Source organism: Streptomyces sp. NBC_00988 (genome assembly GCF_045162645.1).
Taxonomy (GTDB): Bacteria; Actinomycetota; Actinomycetes; order Streptomycetales; family Streptomycetaceae; genus Streptomyces.
On sequence record NZ_CP108730.1, the window covers coordinates 555006 to 577500 of the forward strand.

Annotated in this window: 21 protein-coding genes and 1 pseudogene; 10 read left to right on the plus strand and 12 right to left on the minus strand. The window is 69.7% G+C overall.

What is annotated here, in order from left to right; translation table 11 throughout:
* Positions 1-16 precede the first annotated feature (16 nt).
* The 4 genes from OG496_RS02570 (at position 17) to OG496_RS02585 (ending at position 6579) form a co-directional block, all read left to right on the plus strand.
* Positions 17-835: an alpha/beta fold hydrolase gene (locus OG496_RS02570; protein WP_405969361.1), complete on the plus strand. Its 819-nt coding sequence runs from the start codon at positions 17-19 to the stop codon at positions 833-835.
* A 90-nt stretch (positions 836-925) separates the two neighbouring features.
* The gene (locus OG496_RS02575) at positions 926-1213 is read left to right on the plus strand and encodes a putative quinol monooxygenase (RefSeq protein WP_405969362.1); all 288 of its coding nucleotides are present in this window, start codon (positions 926-928) and stop codon (positions 1211-1213) included.
* Positions 1214-1506: 293 nt separating this feature from the next.
* Positions 1507-2994, plus strand: coding sequence for an MFS transporter (locus OG496_RS02580; protein WP_405969363.1), 1488 nt, complete (start codon positions 1507-1509; stop codon positions 2992-2994).
* 375 nt (positions 2995-3369) lie between these two features.
* A complete protein-coding gene (locus OG496_RS02585) occupies positions 3370-6579 on the plus strand; it encodes a TIM-barrel domain-containing protein (RefSeq protein WP_405976549.1) in 3210 nt (1069 codons plus the stop codon).
* A 6-nt stretch (positions 6580-6585) separates the two neighbouring features.
* Here the strand turns inward: OG496_RS02585 and OG496_RS02590 are convergent, their stop codons facing one another.
* From OG496_RS02590 to OG496_RS02600, 3 genes are all read right to left on the minus strand, one after another.
* Entirely contained in the window at positions 6586-8181 is a 1596-nt protein-coding gene (locus OG496_RS02590; RefSeq protein WP_405969364.1) for a flavin-containing monooxygenase, read from the minus strand.
* 2 nt (positions 8182-8183) lie between these two features.
* Positions 8184-8648: a cupin domain-containing protein gene (locus OG496_RS02595; RefSeq protein WP_327406873.1), complete on the minus strand. Its 465-nt coding sequence runs from the start codon at positions 8646-8648 to the stop codon at positions 8184-8186.
* A gap of 116 nt (positions 8649-8764) precedes the next feature.
* Positions 8765-9529: an IclR family transcriptional regulator gene (locus tag OG496_RS02600; RefSeq protein WP_405969365.1), complete on the minus strand. Its 765-nt coding sequence runs from the start codon at positions 9527-9529 to the stop codon at positions 8765-8767.
* 119 nt (positions 9530-9648) lie between these two features.
* Between OG496_RS02600 and OG496_RS02605 the strand changes: the two genes are divergently transcribed.
* From OG496_RS02605 to OG496_RS02620, 4 genes are read left to right on the plus strand one after another with little or no spacing between them, the layout of a single operon-like run.
* Positions 9649-10431 carry an SDR family oxidoreductase gene (locus tag OG496_RS02605; RefSeq protein WP_405969366.1) on the plus strand — a complete coding sequence of 261 codons (783 nt, stop codon included), beginning with the start codon at positions 9649-9651 and terminating at the stop codon, positions 10429-10431.
* A complete protein-coding gene (locus OG496_RS02610) occupies positions 10431-10934 on the plus strand; it encodes a cupin domain-containing protein (RefSeq protein ID WP_405969367.1) in 504 nt (167 codons plus the stop codon). Before OG496_RS02605 ends, OG496_RS02610 begins: the two co-directional genes overlap by 1 nt.
* Positions 10931-11809 carry an alpha/beta fold hydrolase gene (locus OG496_RS02615; RefSeq protein WP_405969368.1) on the plus strand — a complete coding sequence of 293 codons (879 nt, stop codon included), beginning with the start codon at positions 10931-10933 and terminating at the stop codon, positions 11807-11809. Before OG496_RS02610 ends, OG496_RS02615 begins: the two co-directional genes overlap by 4 nt.
* Positions 11806-12741, plus strand: a complete 936-nt coding sequence (locus tag OG496_RS02620; RefSeq protein ID WP_405969369.1) for a 2,3-dihydroxyphenylpropionate 1,2-dioxygenase — start codon at positions 11806-11808, stop codon at positions 12739-12741. The genes OG496_RS02615 and OG496_RS02620 overlap by 4 nt, the downstream gene beginning before the upstream one ends.
* A gap of 153 nt (positions 12742-12894) precedes the next feature.
* On the opposite strand, the pseudogene OG496_RS02625 reads toward OG496_RS02620, so the two are convergent.
* From OG496_RS02625 to OG496_RS02635, 3 genes and pseudogenes are all read right to left on the minus strand, one after another.
* A pseudogene (locus OG496_RS02625) lies at positions 12895-13830 on the minus strand (transposase family protein).
* 79 nt (positions 13831-13909) lie between these two features.
* Complete coding sequence (locus tag OG496_RS02630; protein ID WP_405969370.1) at positions 13910-14371, minus strand: hypothetical protein; 462 nt, start codon at positions 14369-14371, stop codon at positions 13910-13912.
* Positions 14368-14802, minus strand: coding sequence for a MarR family winged helix-turn-helix transcriptional regulator (locus OG496_RS02635; RefSeq protein WP_405969371.1), 435 nt, complete (start codon positions 14800-14802; stop codon positions 14368-14370). The genes OG496_RS02630 and OG496_RS02635 overlap by 4 nt, the downstream gene beginning before the upstream one ends.
* Positions 14803-15210: 408 nt before the next feature.
* Here OG496_RS02635 and OG496_RS02640 point away from each other — a divergent pair, with 408 nt between their 5' ends.
* Positions 15211-17238, plus strand: a complete 2028-nt coding sequence (locus OG496_RS02640) for an ATP-binding protein (RefSeq protein WP_405969372.1) — start codon at positions 15211-15213, stop codon at positions 17236-17238.
* 20 nt (positions 17239-17258) lie between these two features.
* Here OG496_RS02640 and OG496_RS02645 read toward each other — a convergent pair whose 3' ends face one another.
* Both OG496_RS02645 and OG496_RS02650 read right to left on the minus strand, forming a co-directional pair.
* Complete coding sequence (locus OG496_RS02645; RefSeq protein ID WP_405969373.1) at positions 17259-17576, minus strand: hypothetical protein; 318 nt, start codon at positions 17574-17576, stop codon at positions 17259-17261.
* Between the two features lie 231 nt (positions 17577-17807).
* Entirely contained in the window at positions 17808-19127 is a 1320-nt protein-coding gene (locus OG496_RS02650; protein ID WP_405969374.1) for an RNA-guided endonuclease InsQ/TnpB family protein, read from the minus strand.
* A gap of 26 nt (positions 19128-19153) precedes the next feature.
* Here OG496_RS02650 and tnpA point away from each other — a divergent pair, with 26 nt between their 5' ends.
* Positions 19154-19585 carry an IS200/IS605 family transposase gene (gene tnpA, locus OG496_RS02655; RefSeq protein WP_405969375.1) on the plus strand — a complete coding sequence of 144 codons (432 nt, stop codon included), beginning with the start codon at positions 19154-19156 and terminating at the stop codon, positions 19583-19585.
* Positions 19586-19678: 93 nt separating this feature from the next.
* Here the strand turns inward: tnpA and OG496_RS02660 are convergent, their stop codons facing one another.
* From OG496_RS02660 to OG496_RS02675, 4 genes are read right to left on the minus strand one after another with little or no spacing between them, the layout of a single operon-like run.
* On the minus strand, positions 19679-19951 hold the full coding sequence (locus OG496_RS02660; protein WP_405969376.1) for a hypothetical protein: 273 nt from the start codon (positions 19949-19951) through the stop codon (positions 19679-19681).
* Between the two features lie 36 nt (positions 19952-19987).
* Positions 19988-20110, minus strand: a complete 123-nt coding sequence (locus OG496_RS02665; protein WP_327406864.1) for a hypothetical protein — start codon at positions 20108-20110, stop codon at positions 19988-19990.
* Complete coding sequence (locus OG496_RS02670; protein WP_405969377.1) at positions 20107-20739, minus strand: LysE family translocator; 633 nt, start codon at positions 20737-20739, stop codon at positions 20107-20109. Before OG496_RS02670 ends, OG496_RS02665 begins: the two co-directional genes overlap by 4 nt.
* On the minus strand, positions 20736-22493 hold the full coding sequence (locus OG496_RS02675) for an FAD-binding protein (RefSeq protein ID WP_405969378.1): 1758 nt from the start codon (positions 22491-22493) through the stop codon (positions 20736-20738). Before OG496_RS02675 ends, OG496_RS02670 begins: the two co-directional genes overlap by 4 nt.
* Between the last annotated feature and the right edge of the window lie 2 nt (positions 22494-22495).

Genomic DNA, 22495 nt, shown 5'->3' on the forward strand with positions numbered 1-22495 from the left:
AATCAAGGAGAAGTCCATGGGAACGACCACTCAATACACCGTCAGCCTCGACGGAGTCGGCCCGGTCGAGGTGTCCGTGGCCGGATACGGGGACGGTGACGGTGACGGACAGCCGTTCCTGCTACTGCACGGCGGAGCCGGCCCGCAGTCGGTGACGGGATTCGCCGAGAAGTTCGCCGCCGCTCACGACGTGCGCGTGCTGGTCCCGACCCACCCGGGCTTCGGCGGCACGGATCGCCCCGAGGCACTGACCACCGTCTCCGGCCTGGCCACGCTCTACAGCGCGCTCCTGGCCCAGCTGGCGCTCACCGACGTCACCGTCATCGGCAACTCGATCGGTGGCTGGATCACCGCCGAGATCGCGCTGCTGAAGTCGCCGCGCGTCAGCGGCATCATCCTGATCGACGCGGTCGGCATCGAGGTGCCCGGCCATCCGGTGGCCGACTTCTTCTCCCTGACCATGGATCAGGTCTTCGGGCTCACCTTCCACAACCCTGAGCCGTTCCGCATCGACCCCACGACCCTGCCCCCGGCGGCACAGGCGATCGCCGCGGGCAACCGGACCGCGATCGCCGTCTACGCGGGCTCCGCCATGGCCGACCCCACCCTCGTCGGGCGTCTCGGGTCCCTGGAGATCCCCACCCTCGTGCTCTGGGGCGAGAGCGACGGGATCGTCGACGTCGACTACGGACGCGCCTACGCCGCCGCGATCCCCCTGGCCCAGTTCCAACTGCTCCCCGAGACCGGCCACTCCCCCCAGCTGGAGACCCCCGACCAGGTCGTCCACGCGATATGGGACAGCGCCGACACGGACTTCACCGCCTTCGCCCACTGAACCCCGGCCACCCGCCCCACGCTCACCACTCCACGGAGCCCCGGCCATGCCCAAGACCGCGGTCACCCGCACGACCCGGACCCGCGCCCCATGATCGCCGTCCTGGACGCCAGGCCCGGCCAGGAAGACGCCTTCCGCGCGAGGATCATCGAACTCGTCCGCGAGGTACGCCGCGAGCCCGGCTGCGTCACCTTCACCGCCTACGAGGCGCGCGACGTTCCCGGCCGCTTCTACCTCTACGAGGTCTACACCGACGCCGCCGCGTTCGCCGCCCACCTCCGTACCGAGCACGTCCACCGCTTCATCTCCGCCATCCCCACGCTCAGTACCGGCGGCTCGAGCAGCCTCGTCCAGCTCGACGAACTCCCCATCGCTTAGCCGCAGTTGATCGACACGCTTCCAGACATTGCACCGCCACATCAGAAACCGGCAAAGACACACAGGCTCCGGCTCAGGCAACCCGCCCACCGCCACAGCGTCACCCCGCCGAAGTACGAGCGAGCGCCGGCCGGCCCGTTTCCCCGTGCCGCCTTCCGGCACCTTCCGCAGCCCGGTGACCACCACGAAGCCCCAACTCCCGTGCCACACCGCGCCGTTCGGGACTCCGGACCGCCGGACACGTCGTACGCCAGGACCGCGGAACGCACCACCCCTGACCGAGGAGAACGAACATGCCGTCGCCCACACCCCTCCCGAACGACGCCCGTCGGCGGGCAGGGCTCGTCCTCGCGGTGTGCTGCCTCAGCCTGCTGATCACCGCCCTGGACACCACCGCCGTGAACGTCGCCCTGCCCGCCGTAGGAGACGATCTGCACGCACCGGTGAGCGGGCTGCAGTGGACCGTCGACGGTTACACGCTCGCCGTCGCCGCCTTCATGATGCTCGCCGGATCCACCGCGGACCGGATCGGACGACGCCGGGTGTTCCAGGCCGGGCTGCTCCTCTTCACCGCCGGCTCGCTGGCCTGCTCCCTGGCTCCGAGCCTCGGCTGGTTGATCGCCTTCCGGGTGGCCCAGGGCCTGGGCGCCAGCATGCTCAACCCGGTCGCCCTGTCGATCATCACGCACGCCTTCCCAGACCCTCGCGAGCGCGCCCGCGCGATCGGGCTGTGGGGCACCACGGTCGGTCTGTCCCTAGCCGCCGGACCGGTGGTGGGCGGTCTGCTGGTCGCCTCGGCCGGCTGGCGCTCTATCTTCTGGATCAACATCCCGATCGGGGTGGCCGCCCTGGTGCTCGCCGCGGTGTTCGTCCCCGAATCCAGGGCTACTGCGCCGCGACGCCCGGACCCGGTCGGTCAGGTCCTCGTCGTCACGATCCTGACCTCGCTGATCTTCGCGATCATCGAGGGCTCCCACCAGGGTTACGGCAGCAGCCTCATCATCGCCCTGTTCACCCTGGCCGCGGCAGCTGCCGTAGCGCTGCCCGCCTACGAACGGCGTCGCCAACAGCCGCTGGTGGAGCCGGTGTTCTTCCGTTCGGTCCCGTTCACCGGCTCCTTCGTCGCCGCCGTCACGGCGTTCCTCGTGCTGTCCGGCTTCCTGTTCCTCAACACCCTCTACCTGCAGGACGTACGCGGCTGCAGCGCACTGCAGGCCGGCCTGCTGACCGTGCCGATGGCCGCCGGCACCGCGCTGGCCTCGCCGCTGTCCGGACGCCTCACCGCCGCGCGTGGCCCCCGCCCGCCACTGGTCGCCGCGGGCCTGCTGATCGCCGTCGCCGCACTGACGCTGACCGCACTCACCCCGACCACGCCGTGGGCGACCCTGCTCACCGCCTACGTACTCCTCGGCATCGGATTCGGCCTGGTCAACGCCCCGATCACCAGCACCGCCGTAGCCGGCATGCCGCGCGCCCAGGCCGGGGTGTCCGCCGCGATCACCACCACCGGCCGCCAGATCGGCAACAACCTCGGTGTCGCGGTCCTCGGCTCGATCGTCACCGCCCGCACGCGCGCCCCGGGCGGCCCCGGACTCGCCGCCGCCAGCCACCCGGGCTGGTGGATCCTCGCCACCGGCGGCCTGGTCATCGCCGTGATAGGCCTGGCGACCACCACAGCCCGCGCCACCGCCACCGCGACCCGGGTCGCCGCGCGTTTCCCGGCCGATCCGGTGGCAGCTCCGAGCACCGCGCCCGCAGTACACGGAGGCGCCCACACCTGATGCCACATCAGCGCTGCGCCACGGCGTCCAGGGCGCCGCGCGTCTGCCGGTCACGCCACCGCCGCAAGAGGCCCGAACACGCCTACCGCAGCGAGGAGTTCGGCACCAGGAAGTCCCCGCCGTCCCCCTTCCCGCCCACAACCCCGCCCGGCTGAACGGATGCGCACAGGAACCCTCAGCCGCAAGGGTTGACAACGATGTCGGCCAGGAGCAGATTCCACCGGGCGCGAACGGGAACCGGCACACCTCCACCACGGGCCCACGTGGCCCCAGTCCAGGACGGAGCTGCCCGTGAGAAGACGATCGGCGTCACGCACCACACGCACCCCGCGAAGACACGTCACGGTCCTCGCCCTCATCAGCACCCTCGCCGCCATGCTCGTGACCGGCACCGGAGCGGCCTCGGCGCACGTGGCGGCCAACCACCGTGCCACGTCGGTGACTTCGGGCAACGCACGCTTCCAGGTCCTGTCCCCGACCCTGATCCGCACGGAGTACGCGCAGGACGGGAAGTTCACCGACAGCGCGACGTTCAACGCGATCGGCCGCACCGCGTTCACGCCGCCCCCGTACGCATCGAGCACCTCCAACGGCTGGCTGACCATCACCACGAGCGCGCTCACTCTCAAGTACCAGGTGGATTCAGGGCCGTTCGACGCGCAGAACCTCTCCGTGCACCTGTCGGCCGGCGGGTCGGCGGTCGACGCCAGTCCGTGGCACCGGCTCATCTGCGGCCTGGGTGCCCTGTGCGAGGCCGAGCAACTTCCCCACAGCGGGGCCGGTGTCGCCTCGGACCACACCGGCTTCACCGGCTCCGGGTTCCTCGCCGGTTTCGAGGGGACGGGCGACTCCGTGTCGGCCGACGTCAATGTCGGCGCGGCGGGGACGTACGCGTTCGACGCGCGCTACGCCAACTCCGTCGGTGGGGACGGCCAGAACACCACCCGCACCCTGACGCTGTCGGTGGACGGTGGCGCGAGTCGCACGATGAGTCTGCCGACCACCGGCAACTGGGACACCTGGGGTCTCGCGAGCAGCGCGGTCCAACTCGGCGCCGGGCAGCACACGTTGACGCTGTCGAGGACCGCTACCGACTCCGGGGACGTCAACCTCGACAGCGTCGCCCTGGTGAACCAGGGCAGCAGCTTCCCGTCCACCTCCACGACCGCGATCACAAGTTGCGGATACGGCGTGACCTGCGAGGCAGAGGCCGACCGCGTCTCGGGTACGGCGATCACGGCCACCGATCACGCCGGTTACTCCGGCAGCGGTTTCCTCGCCGAACTGAACCAGGGCGCAAGCGCGTTGACCCACGTGGTCGGCGTACCGGCCGACGGCACCTACGCGTTGCAGGTGCGCTACGCCAACGCCACCGGCAGCGACGGGCTCTACCAGACCCGTACGGCGACGGTGTCGTCCGGCGGCACCACGCGGACCCTGTCGCTGCCCGTCACCGGCAACTGGGACACCTGGAGCACCACCTCCGTCCCCGTCACCCTCAAGGCCGGGGCGAACGACATCACCGTCGGCTGCCCGGATGCCGCGAGCTGCCATGTCAACCTCGACACGGTCTCCGTCACGGCGGCCAACTCACCTGCCCCGCAACCTCACTTGGCGCTCGGTGGCTACCGCCGCAGCCTCGACGGCGTCGACGGCAACAACGGGGCACCGGCCACCACACCCGGCCTGCTGTACAAGGACGGCTGGTACCTCCTCGACGACACCGCCTCGGCCCTGTACGACACCGGCACCCACCAGGTCACCCAGCGCCCCTCCCAGGGCGGGGCGCCGTACCAGGACGGTTATGTCTTCGGCTACGGACACGACTACCAGCGGGCGCTGACCGACCTGGCCACCCTGACCGGTCCGCCCGAACTGCTTCCCCAATGGGCGTACGGCGTCTGGTACTCGGAGTACATCGACCGCACCGCCGCCGACTACGAGAACAGGATCCTGCCCGCCTTCCGCGCCGAGGGCGTGCCGCTCGATGTCCTGGTTACCGACACGGACTTCAAGTCGCCCAACACGTGGAGCGGTTGGGAGATCGACCAGTCCAAGTTCCCTGATCCGAAGGGGTTCTTCGACTGGGCCGCGTCCCAGGGGCTGCACGACACGCTCAACATCCACCCGAGCATCCTGAGCAGCGACCCGCAGTTCGCGCAGGCCCAGGCGACCGCCAAGGGCAAGCTGCACAAGGGTGGTTGTGCGTCCGCCGCGAGCAGCGGTGCCGGTGACTGCTACACCTTCGACTGGGGCGACCCGGACCAGCTCAAGGCGTACATGGACCTGCATCAGACGATGGACCAGCAGGGCAATGACTTCTGGTGGTTGGACTGGTGCTGCGACGCCTCCCAGTCCTCGCTGCCGGGTATCACTCCCGACGCGTGGATCAACCAGCAGTACGCCACAGATGCCGACAAGACCATCGGCCGGGGCTTCGCCGTCTCCCGTGCCTACGGCTCGCTCCAGGCGGGCGGTTACAGCGGCCAGCAGGGGCTGCCCACCGGGCCGTGGGCCGACAAGCGCACCACCGTCCACTTCACCGGCGACACCTCCTCCACCTGGGGCACGCTGAAGGCCGAGGTCGGTTACACGCCCGGCGAGGCCGCCGCCACCGGCATGTCCGCGATCAGCCATGACATCGGTGGCCACAACGACACGACGAACCTGACCGGTTCGGAGACCTACACCGCCGACGGCACGACCCACACCACGCACAAACTCCCCGACGACATGTACGCCCGCTGGGTCCAGCTCGGCACCTTCCAGCCCATCGACCGTCTGCACAGCAATCACAGCGACCGGCTGCCCTGGCAGTACGGCACGGCGGCCCGCGCCTCGGCCGACAAGTTCCTCAACCTCCGCGAGAACCTGGTGCCTTACACCTACTCCCTCGCGCAGCAGGCGAACACGACCGGCGTCCCGGTCACCCGCCCGATGTACCTGCAGTACCCCAACGAGCCGCAGGCGTACGCCACTTCGGGCAGCGAGTACTTCTACGGCCCCGACATGCTCGTCGCCCCGGTCACTACGCCCGGCACGACCGCGACGACCTCCGTGTGGTTCCCGCCCGGCAGCCAGTGGACCGACTACTTCACCGGCCAGACCTACGCCGGCGGCACCACCCAGAACATCACCTCCGGCCTCGACACCATGCCGGTGTTCGTCCGGGCGGGCGCTGTCATCCCGACCCGCACGAACGACGTCACCAGCAACGACAAGGCCCCGCTGACCAAGGTCACGCTCACCGTCGCGGCGGGCGCCTCCGGAACCTCCACCCTCTACGAGGACGACGGGACCACCCACACCGGGCGCGGCCACAGTGCCGTCACGAAGATCCGGTACCGGGAGCACGGCACCCGGCACACGGTGACGATCGATCCTCCGGCCGGAAGCTTCCACGGCCAGATCAGAAACAGGCAGTGGACCGTCTCGCTCCTCGGTGTCACGGCTCCGGGCACGGTCCGAGTGGGAGGGGCCCAACTCCCCGCCCACGCCTACCACTTCGACAGCACGACCGGCACCCTGACCGTCACGCTCCCGGCGCGGAGCGTACGCACGCCGATCACCGTGACGTACGGCTGACCGGCCTCACCCCTGCGACGGAGATTTCGTCAGGCTCTCTCGCGCCGTACTCCCCGGCCCCGAATCCGAGGCCGGGGAGCCTGGGACGGGCAGCGGGCGGGGCAGGTCCCGGTCTCCGGTTCCGGCCGACGCGAGGCGCTTGAGCAGCGTCGGGGTCAGTCGTCGGTACGCGGCCGGGTCGACCGGTCCGAGCCAATGGGCGGCGCGGACAAGCCGGTTGACGTTGAGGTCCAGGTCGCTGAGCACCTCGTCGGCGTTGTGCATGGAGAACGGGATGATCTTGGTGCCGCGGCAGTGGTGGGTGTCGGTGGCGATGTCCATGAAGGCCAGTTGCTCGACGACCGCGTGCCGCATGGTCTCGGTGTCGGGTGTCGCCAGCGCGCCGGCGAGGTCGGCGGCGATCCACAGGGCGGCGATCTCGGCGTTGAGCGGGCTGAAGAAGGAGGAGTTGTAGCCGTTGAAGTACAGGCCGGGGATCCCGAGGGGCAGGATCTGGCGGTAGAGCATGAAGTTGCCGCGCTCGTCGAGGAGTTGCTCGCGCACCTCCTTGGTCAGGAACGGGACGCCCTGGGTGAAGCCGGTGGCGCAGACCACCAGGTCCGCGGGCAGCACGGTGCCGTCGGACAGGCGGGCGGAGGGCTTGCCGTCCACGACGAGGAGCTGCTCGATGGTGCGGTCGCGGCGGACGGTGATGTCGCCCGCGGTGACGGCTTCGAAGAAGCCCTCGGTCGCGAGGCCGATGGCGCCGCGCACGATGTCCTCCATCGTTCCCCGGGGCACCAGATCGAGCCGCTTGAGGCCGAGTTGGCGTATCGACACCGTACCGATGGAGTTGATCATCCGGCGGCGCAGGCCGTTGCCGGGGCCGTGCAGGAAGCGTTCGAAGCCTCGCGGGCGGATGTAGCGGAACAGTGCCTCGCCGAGGCGGGTGAGGAGCAGCATCTTGAAGTTCAGCCGGCCGCCGATCTTGCGCGGGACCTTCCACAGCAGTTGGCGCGCGATCACGTCGGTGCGGGCGGCGACGGCGCTGATCGGCACGGCCACGTCGCAGGCCGACTTGCCATAGCCGACGACGAGGACGTTGCGGCCGCGCGCCTGTTCGGCGTCGTGGAACTCGGTGCCCGCGCACACCTGGCCACCTGCCGCGGTGAACTCCGCCAGGCCGTCGAACTTCGGGACCGCCGGTTCGCAGAACACCCCATTGGCGACGACGAGTCGGTCGTAGGTCTCCGTGCTGTGTGTACCCGCGGAGTCGCGGTACTCGACGCTCCACGCGCCGTCGGCGGTCGGCCTCGCCGAGAGCACCTCGGTGCTCAGACGGAGGACGGGTTCGAGTCCGAAGTGGGCCGTGTAGTCGGCGAGGTAGGACTGGATCTGGGCGCCGTCAGGCCACTCGGGGAAGTCCGCGGGCATGGGGAAGTCGGAGAAGGAGTACTGCGCCTTCGGGCTCTGCGTGGTGACTCCCGGGTAGCGGCGCGCGCGGCTCCACACACCGCCGACGTCGGGGGTCTTCTCGAACACGTCCGTCCGGTGACCGGCCTGGGTGAGCACTTTCGCGGTGACCAGGCCCGCGACACCGGCACCGATGATGGCGATCCTCATGATCAGGCGACCTCGGGCGGCAGTTGGAGCTCGATGCCGAAGTCGGCCATGATCTTCTTCATCAGCCCGATGTCCTTCGGGCCGGGCGGCATGTCCGCGAGCGTCTGGTAGTACGCCTCCAGACCGGCCGGCGAGACGACGGAGATGACGCGCGACTCCTCCTGGTAGGGGTTGCGGAAGGCGTGGATCACGTCGCGCGGCAGGTAGAGGTAGTCGCCGTGTTCGAGGACGAAGTCCTTGCCGCCGAGGTGCACGTCGAGCCGTCCGGCCAGACAGATGAAGGACTCGTCCTCACGGGTGTGCAGGTGCGGCGGCGGTCCGTCGGTCTCCGGCGGGACCGTGTACTCGAACAGCGAGTACGCGTCGTGTGTCGCGGCACCGTCCGCCTTGAGGGTGATGCCCAGCCCGATCGCCGCGATCTTGTGTCCGTCGCGGGAGGGCAGCATGTAGCCACCGCCTAGAGTCACCGTCGTCTCCTTCCGGTCGCCACCGTGGCCGACCGGCCACGGCGCTGGTCTGCTGCGCCCAGCGTGGGTTCGGCGCGGTCGGTGCGCAATCAAACGTCCCACGGGCTGGGACGATTTCAGCGACGGGTGCTGTAGGCCCGGGAGGCGGCCGCGGCGGCGAGCCGTACAGCGGGCCCGGCCCGGTCGGCGCGGACCAGGGCGGTGGGCCCGGTGACGGACAGGGCCGCGGCGACGTCGCCGGACGGGCCGAAGATCGGGGCGGCGACGCAGCTCACCCCGATGTTGCCCTCCTCCCGCTCCACCGCCCAGCCCCTGGCCGGAACGGCGGTCAGCTCGCGGATCACGGCTTCCTTGCTGGTCAGCGTCCGCGGGTTGCGCGGCGGCGTGCCGGCGTCGAGTACGGCGTCGATGGTCTCGGTCTCGCTGTAGGCGAGGATGGCCCGGCCCAGCGCCGAGCAGTACGCCGGGATGATCCCGCCGACCTGGGAGAGCATCGGCATGGGGCGGTGGCCGGTGATCTTCTCCACTACCAGGATCTGCGCGCCCTCCAAGACGCCGAGCTGCACGGTGGTCCTGGTCGCGCTGTGCAGGTCCTGCAGGTAGGGCAGCACGGCCTCGCGCAGTTCGAGCCGGATCGGCGCCAAGCAAGCGATCTCGAAGAGCCGGTTGCCGATCCGGTAGTGGCCCTGCGGCTTGTCCAGCCAGCCGAGCCGGATCATCCGGTCCGCGGTGCGGTGAGTGGTCGACCGGGGCAGCCCGCACCGGGCCACGAGCGCGGAGAGCGTCAGCTCGCGGTGGGCCGCGTCGAAGGCGCCGAGGATCGCCGCCGCGCGCTCCAGGCCCGAAGCCTCGGCCTTGCCGTCCCGCGCAGTGGGACTCATCCCTTGTTCCCCGGGGGTCATGCCGGTCACGCTAAGGCTGTCCCCGCCTGGCGGACAAGGGGAAGGCTCGGCTGTCCCTGCCGACGGGCGTGGGGAGGACTCGGGAGGATGCCAACATCATGCGGACAGCATTGGTCGGCGGCGGTGCGAGCGGTATCGGGCACGCGGTCGCGGAGCGCCTGGCGGGTTCGGGCGACCGGGTGGTGATCACCGGCCGACGCGCCGAGACCCTCGAAGCCGCGGCCGCGCGGCTCAGCGGCACCGTGGGCGGCGGCGCGCCGCGCGAGGTGCACGCCCTGGTGAGCGACATGGCCGATCCCACCTCGGCCGTAGCGGTGATGGAAGAGGTCGACGACCGGTACGGCGGCCTCGACGTGCTCGTGCTCAACGCCGGTGGTCCGCCGCCCGGCGGGATCCTCGACCTCGACGACGCGCGGTGGCGAGAGGCGTCCGAGCTGTTGCTGCTCGGCCCGCTGCGGCTGGCACGCCTCGCGATGCCGGGCATGGCGAAGCGGGGCTTCGGACGGGTGGTGTTCGTGACGTCCACGGCGGTACGGCAGCCCCAGCCCGACCTCGCCGCGTCCGTCGTGCTGCGCTCGGCGGTCACGGCCGCGGCCAAGCTGCTCTCCCGCGAGTTCGCGGCCGAGGGCGTGACCGTCAACTGCGTTGCCCCCGGCGCCACTTCGACCGAACGGCGGACGCAGATCCTCACCAACCGGGCCCGCACCGCGCACCAGGGATTCGACGAGCTCGACGCGCAGGACCTCGCGCACATTCCGGCCGGGCGGGCCGCGCGACCGGCGGAGATCGCGGCCGCCGTGGCGTTCCTGGCCTCCGACGAGGCGGCGTACATCAACGGGACCGTGCTCACGGTCGACGGCGGAAGGACGGAGACGATCTGATGGCGGAATCAGGATCCGGCTTCACCATGGGTGATTTCCTCGGCTCGATCCAGGACACCGTACGGCCCGGAGCGGCGCGGCCGGCCGTCGTGCACGCCGACGAACTCGCGCCCCTGCCGGCCGACCAGGTGCACAATCCGACCGTGCTGGCGATCGCCGGGCTGCTGCCGACGGCCAGCTTCGAACTCTTCCGGCAGACCATCCCGGCGGGTCTCAGCTCGGACATGCAGCGCCACCATCACGAGACGGTGCACTTCGTCATCAGCGGGCACGGCCACAGCGAGATCGAGGACGACACCGCACCCTGGGCCACCGGCGACTTCATCTACACCCCGCCCTGGACCTGGCACCGCCACTACAACGACTCCCAGACCGAGCCCGTCGAGTTCCTCACCATCGAGAACTCCCGTCTGCTGAACCTGCTGGGCGTCGGCCGTCGGCAGAGCGCGGGCCTGGTCACGGTCGCCGAAGCCCGCGCACGATTCAAGGAGGAGCAGGCATGAGCCCGTTGCCCGCCCACATCGGCATCTGGGGCGAACTGTCCGACGTGGAGCACGAGTTGCGCTTCGTCGACGTCGCCGGCGTCCGTACCCGGGTCCTGCGTGCGGGGTCCGGCCCCGAGCTGGTCCTGCTGCACGGCACCGGCGGACACCTGGAGGCCTACGCCCGGGACATCGCCGGGCTCGCCGCCGACTTCCGTGTCACCGCCTACGACATGGTCGGCCACGGCTGGTCCGACCTCCCGGACCGGCCGTACACGATCGACGTGCTCTCCGATCATCTCCTCGGCCTAATGGACAAGTTGGGGATCGTCTCGGCGCACCTGTCCGGCGAGTCACTCGGCGGCTGGGTGACCGCGTGGACCGCGGCCTACCACCCCGACCGCGTCGAACGGCTCGTGCTCAACACCCCCGGGAACATCGCCAACAAGCCCGAGGTCATGGTCCGGATGCGCGAGAGCACCCTGGCCGCCGTCCGGGACCCGAGCGACGAAACCGTGCGCCGCCGGGTCGAGTTCCTCTTCCACGACACCTCGATGGTCACCGACGAGTTGGTCAACCTGCGCCGCGCGGTCTACGGCCGCCCCGGCTTCCTGCGCGCGATCGAGAACACCCTGGTGCTCCAAGACCCCGAGGTACGCAAGGAGTTCGCCTGGGACCCGGCCTGGGTCGGCCACATCACCGCGCCCACCCTGCTGTTGTGGACCGACCACGACCCGACCGGCGGACTCGACGAGGCGGCGATGCTCCAGAGCTGGCTGCCCGACGCCCGCCTGCACGTCATCGAGGACGCGGGCCACTGGCCCCAGTGGGAGAAGCCCGCCGAATTCCTGCGCGCCCACCGCGACTTCCTGCTGCTCGGCAAGGACCCGGCATGAGCGAGATCCTCGGCCTGGTCGCCATGTCCCACTCCCCGTTCGCCACCCTGCTGCCGCCCGACGGCCCCGAGCAGCCCGGCGGCCGGTTCCTCGCCGAGGCGGCCCGGCTCTCCCGGACGGTCTCCCGGCTCGCGCCCGACGCGGTCGTGGTCATCGGCCCCGACCACTTCCACGCGAACTTCTACGACGCGATGCCGCCGTTCCTCATCGGCGTCGAACACGCCCTCGGATTCGGCGACTTCGGCAGCCGGCCCGGCCCCCTGCCCGTCGCCGGCGAACTGGCCTGGTCCGTGCACGACGGCCTCACCCGCGCCGGCTTCGACCTGTCGCTCTCCTACTCACTCACCATCGACCACGGACTCGTGCAGAGCTACGAGATGGTGTGCGGCGGCACCGACATCCCGATGGTGCCGCTCGTCGTCAACACCGCCGCTCCCCCGCTGCCGACCATGGAACGCTGCATCGACTTCGGCCGGGCGCTCGGCAACACCCTGCGCGGCGACGGTGCCGCCGGCCGGGTCCTGCTCATCGCGAGCGGCGGACTCTCCCACTGGCTGCCCAGCAACGACCCGCGCGATCCGGCGATGGCCGAGGACCGCCGCCACTCGGTGATCCACGGCCGCGAGGACGCCCAGGCCTTCGCGGCCGCACGTGAACCCCGGGTCCGGGCCATGGGCGGCGACCCGCACGCGCACGTCAACAGCGCGTGGGACCGCTGGTTCCTCAAGCAGTTGGGGACGGGAGAGTCCGAGCCGATCGCGGCCCTCGGGGACGCGGGTCTTGAGGAGCAGGCGGGCAGCGGCGGGCACGAGATCCGTACGTGGCTGATCGGGCAGGCCGCGGTACGGGCGCCGTTGGTGTGGAGCGCGTACGAGCCGGTTCCGGAGTGGATCACCGGGATGGGTATCGGGGCAACCTTCGAGGTGCGCTGACATGCCCGAGGCGGTGACGGGCGTAGGGCAGGCCGAATTGAGCCTCCCCACCCACCCGGCACGAAGCTTCGTAGGAGCAGGGCCTCGTCCGTAACGACGTGGGGAGCGATTGAGGTCGGGGCGTGTCGGCCTGGCGGTCCGGCTGGTGGGTGATCAGCAGGAGGTGCGCCGGGCGAGCACCAGTTCAGTGCTCGGCTTGTGACGACTTGCCCTCCGGGCGGAGCGGTCGGAGACCAGTCCCGCAATCGCGAGGTGGGTCTCGGCGTAGGCCTCGCAGCGGCCTGTGAACCGCTGCAGCGGCCGCCACTGCTTGTACTCGGCGTTGGTGTGCTCCACGCAGATCCGCGCGGAGGACTGGCAGCGGCGCCGTTAGCGCCAGGCATTGTGCTCGCCGAGCGGCGCGTCGTCCATCGGCTTCTTCGGCGGCGCGCTGACCTGGCCGGGGAACTCGTTGGCCAGTCCCCGGTAGCCCTCGTCGACCTCAGCCTCCACCGTAGGGTGCTGATGGAACTGCTCGGCGATGCCCTCGGTGCGTACTGCGGTCTGGTCGTGCATCCGGCCCGGCCGCACGACTCCGCTGAACAGGGTGCGACCCTGGCCGTCGCTGAAGGTGGTGGTCTTGATGGTGTTCTGCTTCTTCTTGCCAGAGACGAACGCCTTGCGGCCGGGGCGCCCCGCGCGGGGGCGGCGGACCTGCACCTCGGTGCCGTCGATCCGCAGCTTGACACCCTCAGCGTCAGCGTAGGCGAACAGGTCCTCCAGCGAGCGCAACCGAACTCCGGGACGGTCCGGGACGGCGAAGCCGCGGGCCGCCAGCAGCGGGCGGACCTGGCGGATCGCCCCGGAGACAGTGGAGCGGTCCACCGAGTACAGCTCCGCCAGCGCCGCGTGCGGCAGCCCCAGCCGGAGGTGAACCAGGGTGACCAGCAGCCGGTCGGTGAACACCATGCGCTGCTTGGGACCCGCACCAGCGGCCCGGCGCCGGGCCCCGCCGCGTCGTTCGCGCAGCGCCGACTCCCGGCCGGCCTGCCACTTGGCGGCGAGTTCTTCGATCAACTCGCCGAGATGTGCGCGGGAGAGGCCCGTCAGGACAGGATGGGAACAGGCCGCACGGGCCCAGCCAGTCCTCTCAACCGGCTGAACCCGTGCGGCCGTTGCCCGGTTACGGTCACCGTTCCTCTTCCTCCCGGGGCTGCCCCCGGCCGGCGTCCTGCCACGGGAAGGGAGCGAGGTCGGGCTCGATCCAGCCTGTCTTCGCCTGCAAGGAGGCCAGCGTCGACGGACGGTAGAAACGGGCTGTCAGGAGTCGCTTGTCGAGCAGGGCGGAGTGGTGGTCGGCGAACGCGGTGAAGTCGTCTTCGCCGTGTTCGGCCGCGTGGTGACCGACCAACTCCACCCAGGCCCGGCTGACGGTCGCGTGGTACTTCTGGGGCGCCCCCGCATAGCGGGCGGTGCGCTGGATGCCGTCGCTGACCAGGCCGACCGCCGCGCGCACACCGACCCGCCGCACGGCCAGCCACGTCAGATGAACATGTTCCCGGTGGCCGAACCGCTCGGTGGTCGCCGTCACTTCGGCCATCAAAGCTTCGAAGTCGGGCGCGTTGGCAGCGTGCGGGGGATGAGCGGTCATGAGGGCACCTTCGTCATGGCTTGCAGGGCAGCGCGCAGGCCTGCAATCGCGTCCGTCGGCAGGCCGTCGAGCGCGCGATGCTCCAGGCCGGTGATGGCCTGTCGGATCGTGGTGGCGGTCAGTTGTCCGGAGGAGGTGAGTTGGATGAGCACCGCGCGGCGGTCTCCCGGGCTGGCGCCACGGGTGATGTGGCCGCGTCGTTCCAGGCGGTCCAGGACGCTGGTCAGCGTGGTGGGGCGGGTGCCCACGGCCGCGCCGAGTTCGGACACAGTCCGGCCTCGGCCGTCGGCCAGGTTGGCCAGTGCGTTGATCTCGGAAGCGGTCAGGTCCAGGTCGACGAGCTCTGCGGCGAGCACTTGCAGGGTGGCGTGGGTGGCCCGCTGCAGAGCAAGCAGGGCCGACCACTCAGATGGAACGGATTCGGACTTCACGATTTCGGACTATACGATTTCGTATTACCTGCCGCAAGCGGGACCGGAGCCGTGTCCGGCCTCAATCGCTCCCCACGTCGTAAGAACTGGACCAGCCTCTTCGTCCTCGTACCGGAACTGCCCGCCGGTCAGCGGAAGATGGAGGAATCACGCTCCGAAAATCCGTGCCCGCATCCGTACCTCTCAGCGACTGCCGAGCCGTTCCGCCACGCGCAACCGCCCGTTGCCCAAGGTCGCCGAGACCCCGCCGAATCGATACACCCGCCACAGCACTTCACTCCGTCGGCCACGGCACCCGTCCGATCGAATAGTTGCCAACTCCGATCACTTGTGACCGTTTTCAATGAGAGGGTTTAGCCCCTCGTCCGGGCCGTGCAGGATGGGACCGTGTTAGGCAACCTCCCAGTGATGACGACCAGCTTTGTCGGCCGCGACAGCGAACTCGACACAGTCAAAACGGCGTTGGCGCAGCGGCGATGCGTCACGCTCACCGGTGGTGGCGGTGTCGGGAAGAGCCGACTGGCGCTGCGCGTCGCGGAGCAGGTCCGGGGGCAGTACGCCGACGGGGTCTGGTGGATCGACCTGTCCAACCTCTACGACGACCGGTTGTTCACCGCGACGGTCTGCGACGCGGTCGATCTCCTGGACCACAATCCGCGCGCCCCGGTCGAGGCGCTGTGCGAGTGGCTGACCGGTCGGCAGATCCTGCTCGTCTTCGACTGCTGCGAACGCGTGTTGGCCTCCTGTCTGCTTCTGATGAGCGAACTCCTCGCCGCAGCACCGCAGTTGACCATCCTCGCCACCAGCAGACAGGCCATCGGGGTCCGGATCGAGCACCGCATCGAGGTGGCTCCGCTCTCCATGGACGACGGTGATGACGGCGGAAACGGCGACGCCGTACGGCTGTTCCGCGAGCGCTGTGCCACGGCCTCGCCCGCGCTGTCCCTGGACTCCCCCGGCTCGGCCGAAGCCGTCTCCGCCATCTGCCACCGCCTGGAGGGAATCCCGCTCGCGGTCGAACTCGCCTGCGCGCGCCTGCGGGAGAGCAGCCTCACGGAGATCGCCGAGCGTCTCGGCTCACGGCTCGACACGCTCGTGGACGAGACGGTGTGGCCCAGGCGGCACCGAGCGCTTCGTACGGCGATCGGCTGGAGCCATGAACTGTGCTCGCCGCTGGAGCGGTTGCTGTGGGCCAGGCTGTCCGTCTTCCGCGGTCCCCTGGACCTGACCAACGCGCAGTCCGTCTGCGCGGGTGGCCCGCTCAACGCCGACGACATCCCGTGGCTGATGGAACGCCTGGTCGACCAGTCGGTGCTCCAACAGGTGGGCGAGCGTTACCGGATGCTGGACACACTCCGCGAGTACGGCGCCATGTGGCTCGCGGAACTCGGTGAGGAGGACGCCCTCGCCCGGCTCCATGCCGCGCACTTCGCCGCCATGTTGGCCGAGGCCGAGGCCGGCTGGCTCAGTGACCAGCAGGTCGCCTGGTACGCGCGGATCTCGGCGACCCACGCCGACGTACGCGCCGCGCTCGACCACCTCATCGAGGCGGATCCCGACGCCGCCGTCGAAATGGCCGGCCGCACGGGCCTGTTCTGGCCCTGTTGCGGGCACCTCCACGAATCCCGCGACTATCTCGAACGCGTCCTGGCCCTCGACACCCCCAAGGGCCCGTCCCGCACCCGCGCGCTCTGGGCCCTGGGGATCACGCTCACCCTCCAGGGCGACCACCCGACCGCCCTGCGCATCGGGGAGGAGTGCACCGAGGCGGCGTGCGAGGACGGCACCCCGCAGTCCGAGCTCTTCGCCGCCCACACCCTCGGCCTCACCCACCTCATGGCCGGCCGTCCCGAAGCCGCGTACGACGTGTGCGACCAGGCGCTGATCAGCCACGGCACGTCACCGCCGTCGGGCGCGCCGCAGCTGTGCTGCATGGTGATCCGGACCTTCGCCCACTCCGCACTGGGCCGACTGGCCGAGGCCTACGAGGCGGCCATCGCCCTGCGCCGGCTCAGCGTCCGCTACGGCGAGCACTGGGCCCGGTCGTACGCGTTCCACCAACTCGCCTTCATAGACCTCCTCCAAGGCCGCGCGCACGACGCCGAACTCCATGCCCGGGCCATGCTCACCAGCAAGCACAACCTCAACGACAACCTCGGCATCGCCCTCGCGCTCGACCTCCTCACCGGGGCGAACGCGGTCCAGGGCAACGGCATCGCCGCCGCGCGCACCTCCGGTACCGGGAACACGTTCTGGCGCATGCTCGGCCACCCGAACCACGGCACCCCCGAACTGTCCGAGGTCCGCGACCAGTGGGAGTTGCAAGCCCGCAAGTCGGTCGGCGACGACGCCTACGACAAGGCCTTCACCAACGCCCTGAACGACGACGCGGAAGAGGGCCTCGCCCTGGTGATGCAGGGCCCGCTGCCCTCCTGACCGTTGTCCTGTGACAGTGGTCAGGGGGAGTTCTCAAGGGACCCGTCTGCCTGGCCCCCGGGCGGCACGGAGGAGGACCTGAAGGCCTCGGCGATCGCCGCATACTGGGCTGCGAGGTTGAGTTCGGACCCGCCAAGGGTGTCCGCTGCCTTGACCTGCGCCTCGTAGAGGAAGAACCTGGCTCGCTCCAGGCAGAAGGCGCGGACCTGCGCGTCACTCATGTTGAGGACGTCCGCGCCCTTGTAGCGGAACACACCGATGACGTCCTCGGTCTGGGGCAGATCAGCGGCCTCTTTCGGCTGTCGCGATCGCTCCCAAGGCCGTTTGTCCTGTGCCATGCGGACCCCCTTCCGCAGAACATGATGGCAGGGCTGAAACGGCCTCGGGAATTGCGGCCCCTGAATACGCGTCAGGCGTAGCAGCGCGAGCCGGTGTCGATGCGGATGCCGGTCACGTTGCCGTAGCCCCGGTGGTACAGGGAGGCCTGGCGTCCCGGTTCGGCGCAGCTGGTGTAGCCGCTGCTTTGAAGTGCTCTCCTCCCTTCGCAAGCTCAGGAAGGAGATTCCTGCCTACCTTGCGGTGGCGGGCTTGACGCCACGGGTGCGTCTGACGACTGCCCTCCCGGCAGCCGGGATCGCCACGAGGCCGATCCGGTACAGGTGCAAGATGTTCCGGGCCGCGTTCCAGTCGGCGTTGCCGGACCAGCCGCAGTCGGGGCTCTTGCATACGAACGTGGCCTGGTCTTCCCGGCTGCCGGGCGTGATGAAACCGCACGCGGAACAGCGCAGGGAGGTGTTCGGGGCGAGGACCTTGACCAGGGTTCCGCCGTGGCGGGCGGTCTTGTACGTCAGCATGGTCACGGTCCGGCCCCACGCCTCCTGGCTGATGGAACGGTTCAGGCCGGACTTCTGCGCGACGTTCTTCCCCGGGTTCTCGATGGTCCCCCTGGCGGACTTGACCATGCTCGTGATCTGCAACTGCTCCACCACGACCGTGCCGTACTCCTTGGCGATGGCGGTGGTGGTCTTGTGCTGCCAGTCAGTCGCTCGTCGCGTGGCTCTTGCGCGGAGCTGCTTGATCTGGTCGTAGGTGCGGTGCAGCCGGTTCGAGCCGCGCTCCTTCGGCTTGCGGAAGGACTTGCGGTGCGCGGCTTGCCGCTCCAGGCGGAGCAGCTTGGCCTTCTCATCCGGATTCAACCACTTGTCCCGGTCGGCGGTGCCGTCCGGGAGTCGGGGCGGCCGGCCGTGGTCCTGGTGATTGCCGTCGGACAGGGCAAGAGGAAGACTGACCCCGGCGTCGATGCCGGCCTCCGGCCCGGTGTGCGGCCCAGGCCTCGGCTCCAGAGTCTGGACGCGGAAGGCGATATGCCATCCGAGCCCGTCCTTGACCAGCCGTGCCCCGGTGATCCGGTTCTCCTTGCCGGCGAGCTTGCCGACCGGGAGATCCTTGGTCCACCGGAAGCCGACACGCCCTACCCTGGGAACGTTGACCATGCCCCACCGTCGGTGCACCCGCTTGATCTGCAAGTCCCGGCCCTGCGGGATGTCCACGGACATGACGGTGCGGAAACGGGCCTTGAAGCTCGGCTCGTCCGCCCGCCCGGCCCAGCAGTTCCGCCACGCCTGGAAGTACGTTTTCAGCACTGCCTGCGCGGCCTGCGCAGGCAGCTCCGCGTACCAGTCGATCTCTTTGCGGGCCTGCCGCAACGTCTGATCCATGCGCGTCAGAGAGCGCTGACACTTCGGCGTCATCTGCCACAGGTCGTGGAGCTGATTCCACATCGCCCGTGCGGCATGGGCCTGCCCATCCATGAGCCGCGCCTGTGCAGGCGTCAGCGCCAGCCGGGCACGATGCCCGAACTGCCGCTTCTCCCACACAAGTTCGCTCATGACGATCACTCTACTGAAGTTGGCTTATGTCACCACCGTGGAACCCTCATCCCGATGTGCGCACAGGACGTCACGTCGTCTACAACCTGCATGTCGACTTGGTTTTTGTCACCAAGTACCGGCGCAAGGCATTCACCGGTGCCATGCTGACGCGCACCGAGGAGATCATGCGCGAGGTCTGCATGGACTTCGAGGCCGACCTCAAGCAGTTCAACGGCGAGCAGGACCATGTACACCTCCTCGTGCACTACCCACCCAAGGTCCAGCTCTCCAAGCTGGTCAACTCCCTCAAGGGCGTCTCCTCCCGCAGGCTCCGCCAGGAATACAACAGCCACGTACGCCGGTACCTGTGGGGCGGGCACTTCTGGTCCGGCTCCTACTTCGCCGGATCCTGCGGCGGGGCACCGCTGACCGTCGTCAAGCAGTACATCGAGAACCAGCAGCGCCCCGTGGGCTGAGGACAACACCGCGGACCCGTGCGAACGATGCGAGTCAGAGCAGTTCTGAGATGGCCTCCACCCCCGCCGTAAACGGCGGAGCACAGCCCAAGATCAGAGGTAGAGGAAGTACGCGGCGCCATAGTGCCGGGCGTTGTAGACGTAGGTGACGTCGGAGCGACGGAAGGTCTGCCAGTAAGGCGTGACGTCTTTGTAGGCGCCCACCCTGACCTGGTGGGGCTCGTACACGCAGACGTACGGATTCCTGCATCCGCCGAGCGATGACGGCGAGGCGTGAGCTGCCGTACCGGCGGCCAGGGTCGACCCGATGAGCAGAGTGGCCGACGCGCACAGCACGGCGAGCCGTTGCACAAGACGATGACGCATGTTCTTCTCCCCCTTGTTGGACGAACGACGAGCACATCAGTGGCCGGTCGCCAACAGGAGGGCGTGCGGGGGTGGTTCGGAGGTGTGCGTGCGGGGTGCGGCCGCCCCTGCGCCTTTCTGCACGCCCGTGCCGTGCGGAAGGTGTTGACGGTTCGTCATGCGTGCGACTGGTCCGTCGCCAGCAGCAGGGCGAGAGCGCCGAGGGCGGATCCCGTGACGTACCGCTGTATCCGCAGCCAGGCGGGCCGCGCGGCGAGGAACTCCGACAGGGTGCCCGCGGCCATGACGATGACCAGGTTCGCGCACACGCTCACGGCGACCTGGATGCCTCCGAAGGCGAAGCCCTGGAGGAGGACGTGGCCCGCCCGGGTGTCCACGAACTGCGGGATCAGTGAGAGGTACAGCAGGGCGATCTTGGGGTTGAGGAGGTTCGTGACCAGCCCCATGGTGAAGAGGCGGCGGGTGGAGGTGTCCGCCACCTCGCGCGGGGCGAAGACGGACGCGCCGTCGGATCTGAAGGCCTGCCAGGCAAGCCAGCCCAGATAGGCTGCGCCCGCGATCTTGAAGGACGTGTACAGCGCGGGGACGGTTCTCAGCACGGCCATCAGGCCGAGGTTCGTCACCACCACGAAGACCAGGGCGCCGACCGCGACCCCGCCCAGCGACACCACCCCGGCGCGGCGGCCCTGGGCGATGCTCCGCGAGACCATGTACATCATGTTCGGCCCGGGAGTGACCACGACGCCGAGGGATATCGCGGCCACGCTGATCCCGTTGTTCAGGTTCACCGTCGGTGCTCCGCGCGGGCGTCGGAAGGCCGGGTTCCACCCCGGCGAACGGGCTTCCAGACGAGTTTCCCGGAGTCCTGCACCACCGCGTTGCCGGTGATGTGAGCGGCCGTCGAGGGAAAGTCCTCGCGGTGGTGCGCCCCGCGCGACTCCTCGCGGAGCAGCGCGGACTCGACGATCAGCCGGGAGGCCAGAAGGAGGTTCTCCAGGTCCAGACACGTCTGTACCTGGCCCGCGGCCCGAGGTCCGGAGGTGATGTCCAGCTTCTCCCGGCGCTCGTCCAGCGCCGCGATCGTCTCGGTCATGGCCAGGAGGTCGCGGGCCGTACGGATCGGGCCGGCCTTCAAGTACATCTCCCGCCGCAGGAGTTGGAGCAGGGCCTCGGGGCAGGCGCCGTCCGGGGAGACGTCCATGCGGTAGGGCCCGGTGACCCGGATGCGCTCTTCCTTCAGCCCCGTACCGGCGCCGAGGGCCGCCGCGTGCCGACCCGCGATGCGGCCGAAGACGAGGGCCTCCGACAGGCCGTTCCCGCCGAGGCGGTTGGCGCCGTGGGCGCCGCCCGCGGTCTCGCCGGCGGCGTACAGGCCGGGAATCGTGGTGCGGGCCGTGCTGTCGATCCGGAGTCCGCCCATCAGGAAATGAGCGGTGGGGCGCACGGCGAGTACCGACGCGTCCGCCGAACCGAATCCCGGCCTGATCAGACAGAGACGTTCGTACAGGGCCGGATAGCGCTCCGGTATCAGATGCGCGCAGGCACCGAGATCGAGCTGGACCGTGCCGTCCGGGAAACCGCGCCCCTCCATGATCTCGCGGTACGCACCGCGCGACACCTTGTCCCGGGTGGCCTGTTCGCCCAGCGGGTCGTACCTCAGCATGAACCGCTCGCCGTCACGGTTGAGCAGGGTCGCACCGTCGAACCGCACGGCTTCCTCGACCGGCATTCCGTCGTACGTCGGTACGTCCGACGCGAGCCCTGTGGGGTGGAACTGGACGTACTCCATGTCGATGGCCTCGGCACCGGCCCGCAGGCCGAGGGCGAGACCGTCGCAGGTCTTGTCCGTGGAGGCGGCGGACGGTGCGTACATCGAGGTGCCGCCGCCGTCCGCGAGGATCACGGAGTCCGCGGCGATCTCCAGGATTTCCAGGCTCTCGACGGACAGCACCTGGAGTCCTCGTGCGGTTCCGTCGGCGTCGAACAGGACATCCGTGGCCCGCAGTCCGGAATGGACCTCGACGTGGCCTTCCTGGACGAGTCGTGCCAGTCGTTCGCCGAGCACACGTTGAATGTGGAAGCCGAGCCGGTCTTCCAGGTGGACGGCACGGGGCGCGCCGTTTCCGCCGAACGGGCGGGTGGCGAATCGGCCGTCACCGCTCTTCTCGAATCGCAGCCCGAGGCCTTCCAGCCATTCCACCAGGCCCAACGCGCCCTCGCACAGCGTCCGTACGATGTCCTCGTCGCCGGCGTACGCGCCGCCCGCCAGGGTGTCCTCGATGTGGGCCGCGACGCTGTCGTCCGGCGCGACGGCCGCGTTGAAGGCGTGGGTCTTCCAGGTGCAGCCGCCGGCCGAGGCCCAGCGGTGCCGGGCGTGCTCGTAGAGGGCCTTCGTGACGAGGACGACGTGTGCGCCCTCGGCGGCGGCCTCGATGGCGGCGGCCAGGCCCGCGCCACCGGCGCCGACGACGATCACACGCGGGGTCCACGCTTCGGATACGGACGTCGTCCGAACCGTATTCACGGTCGTGTTCGCGGTCATGT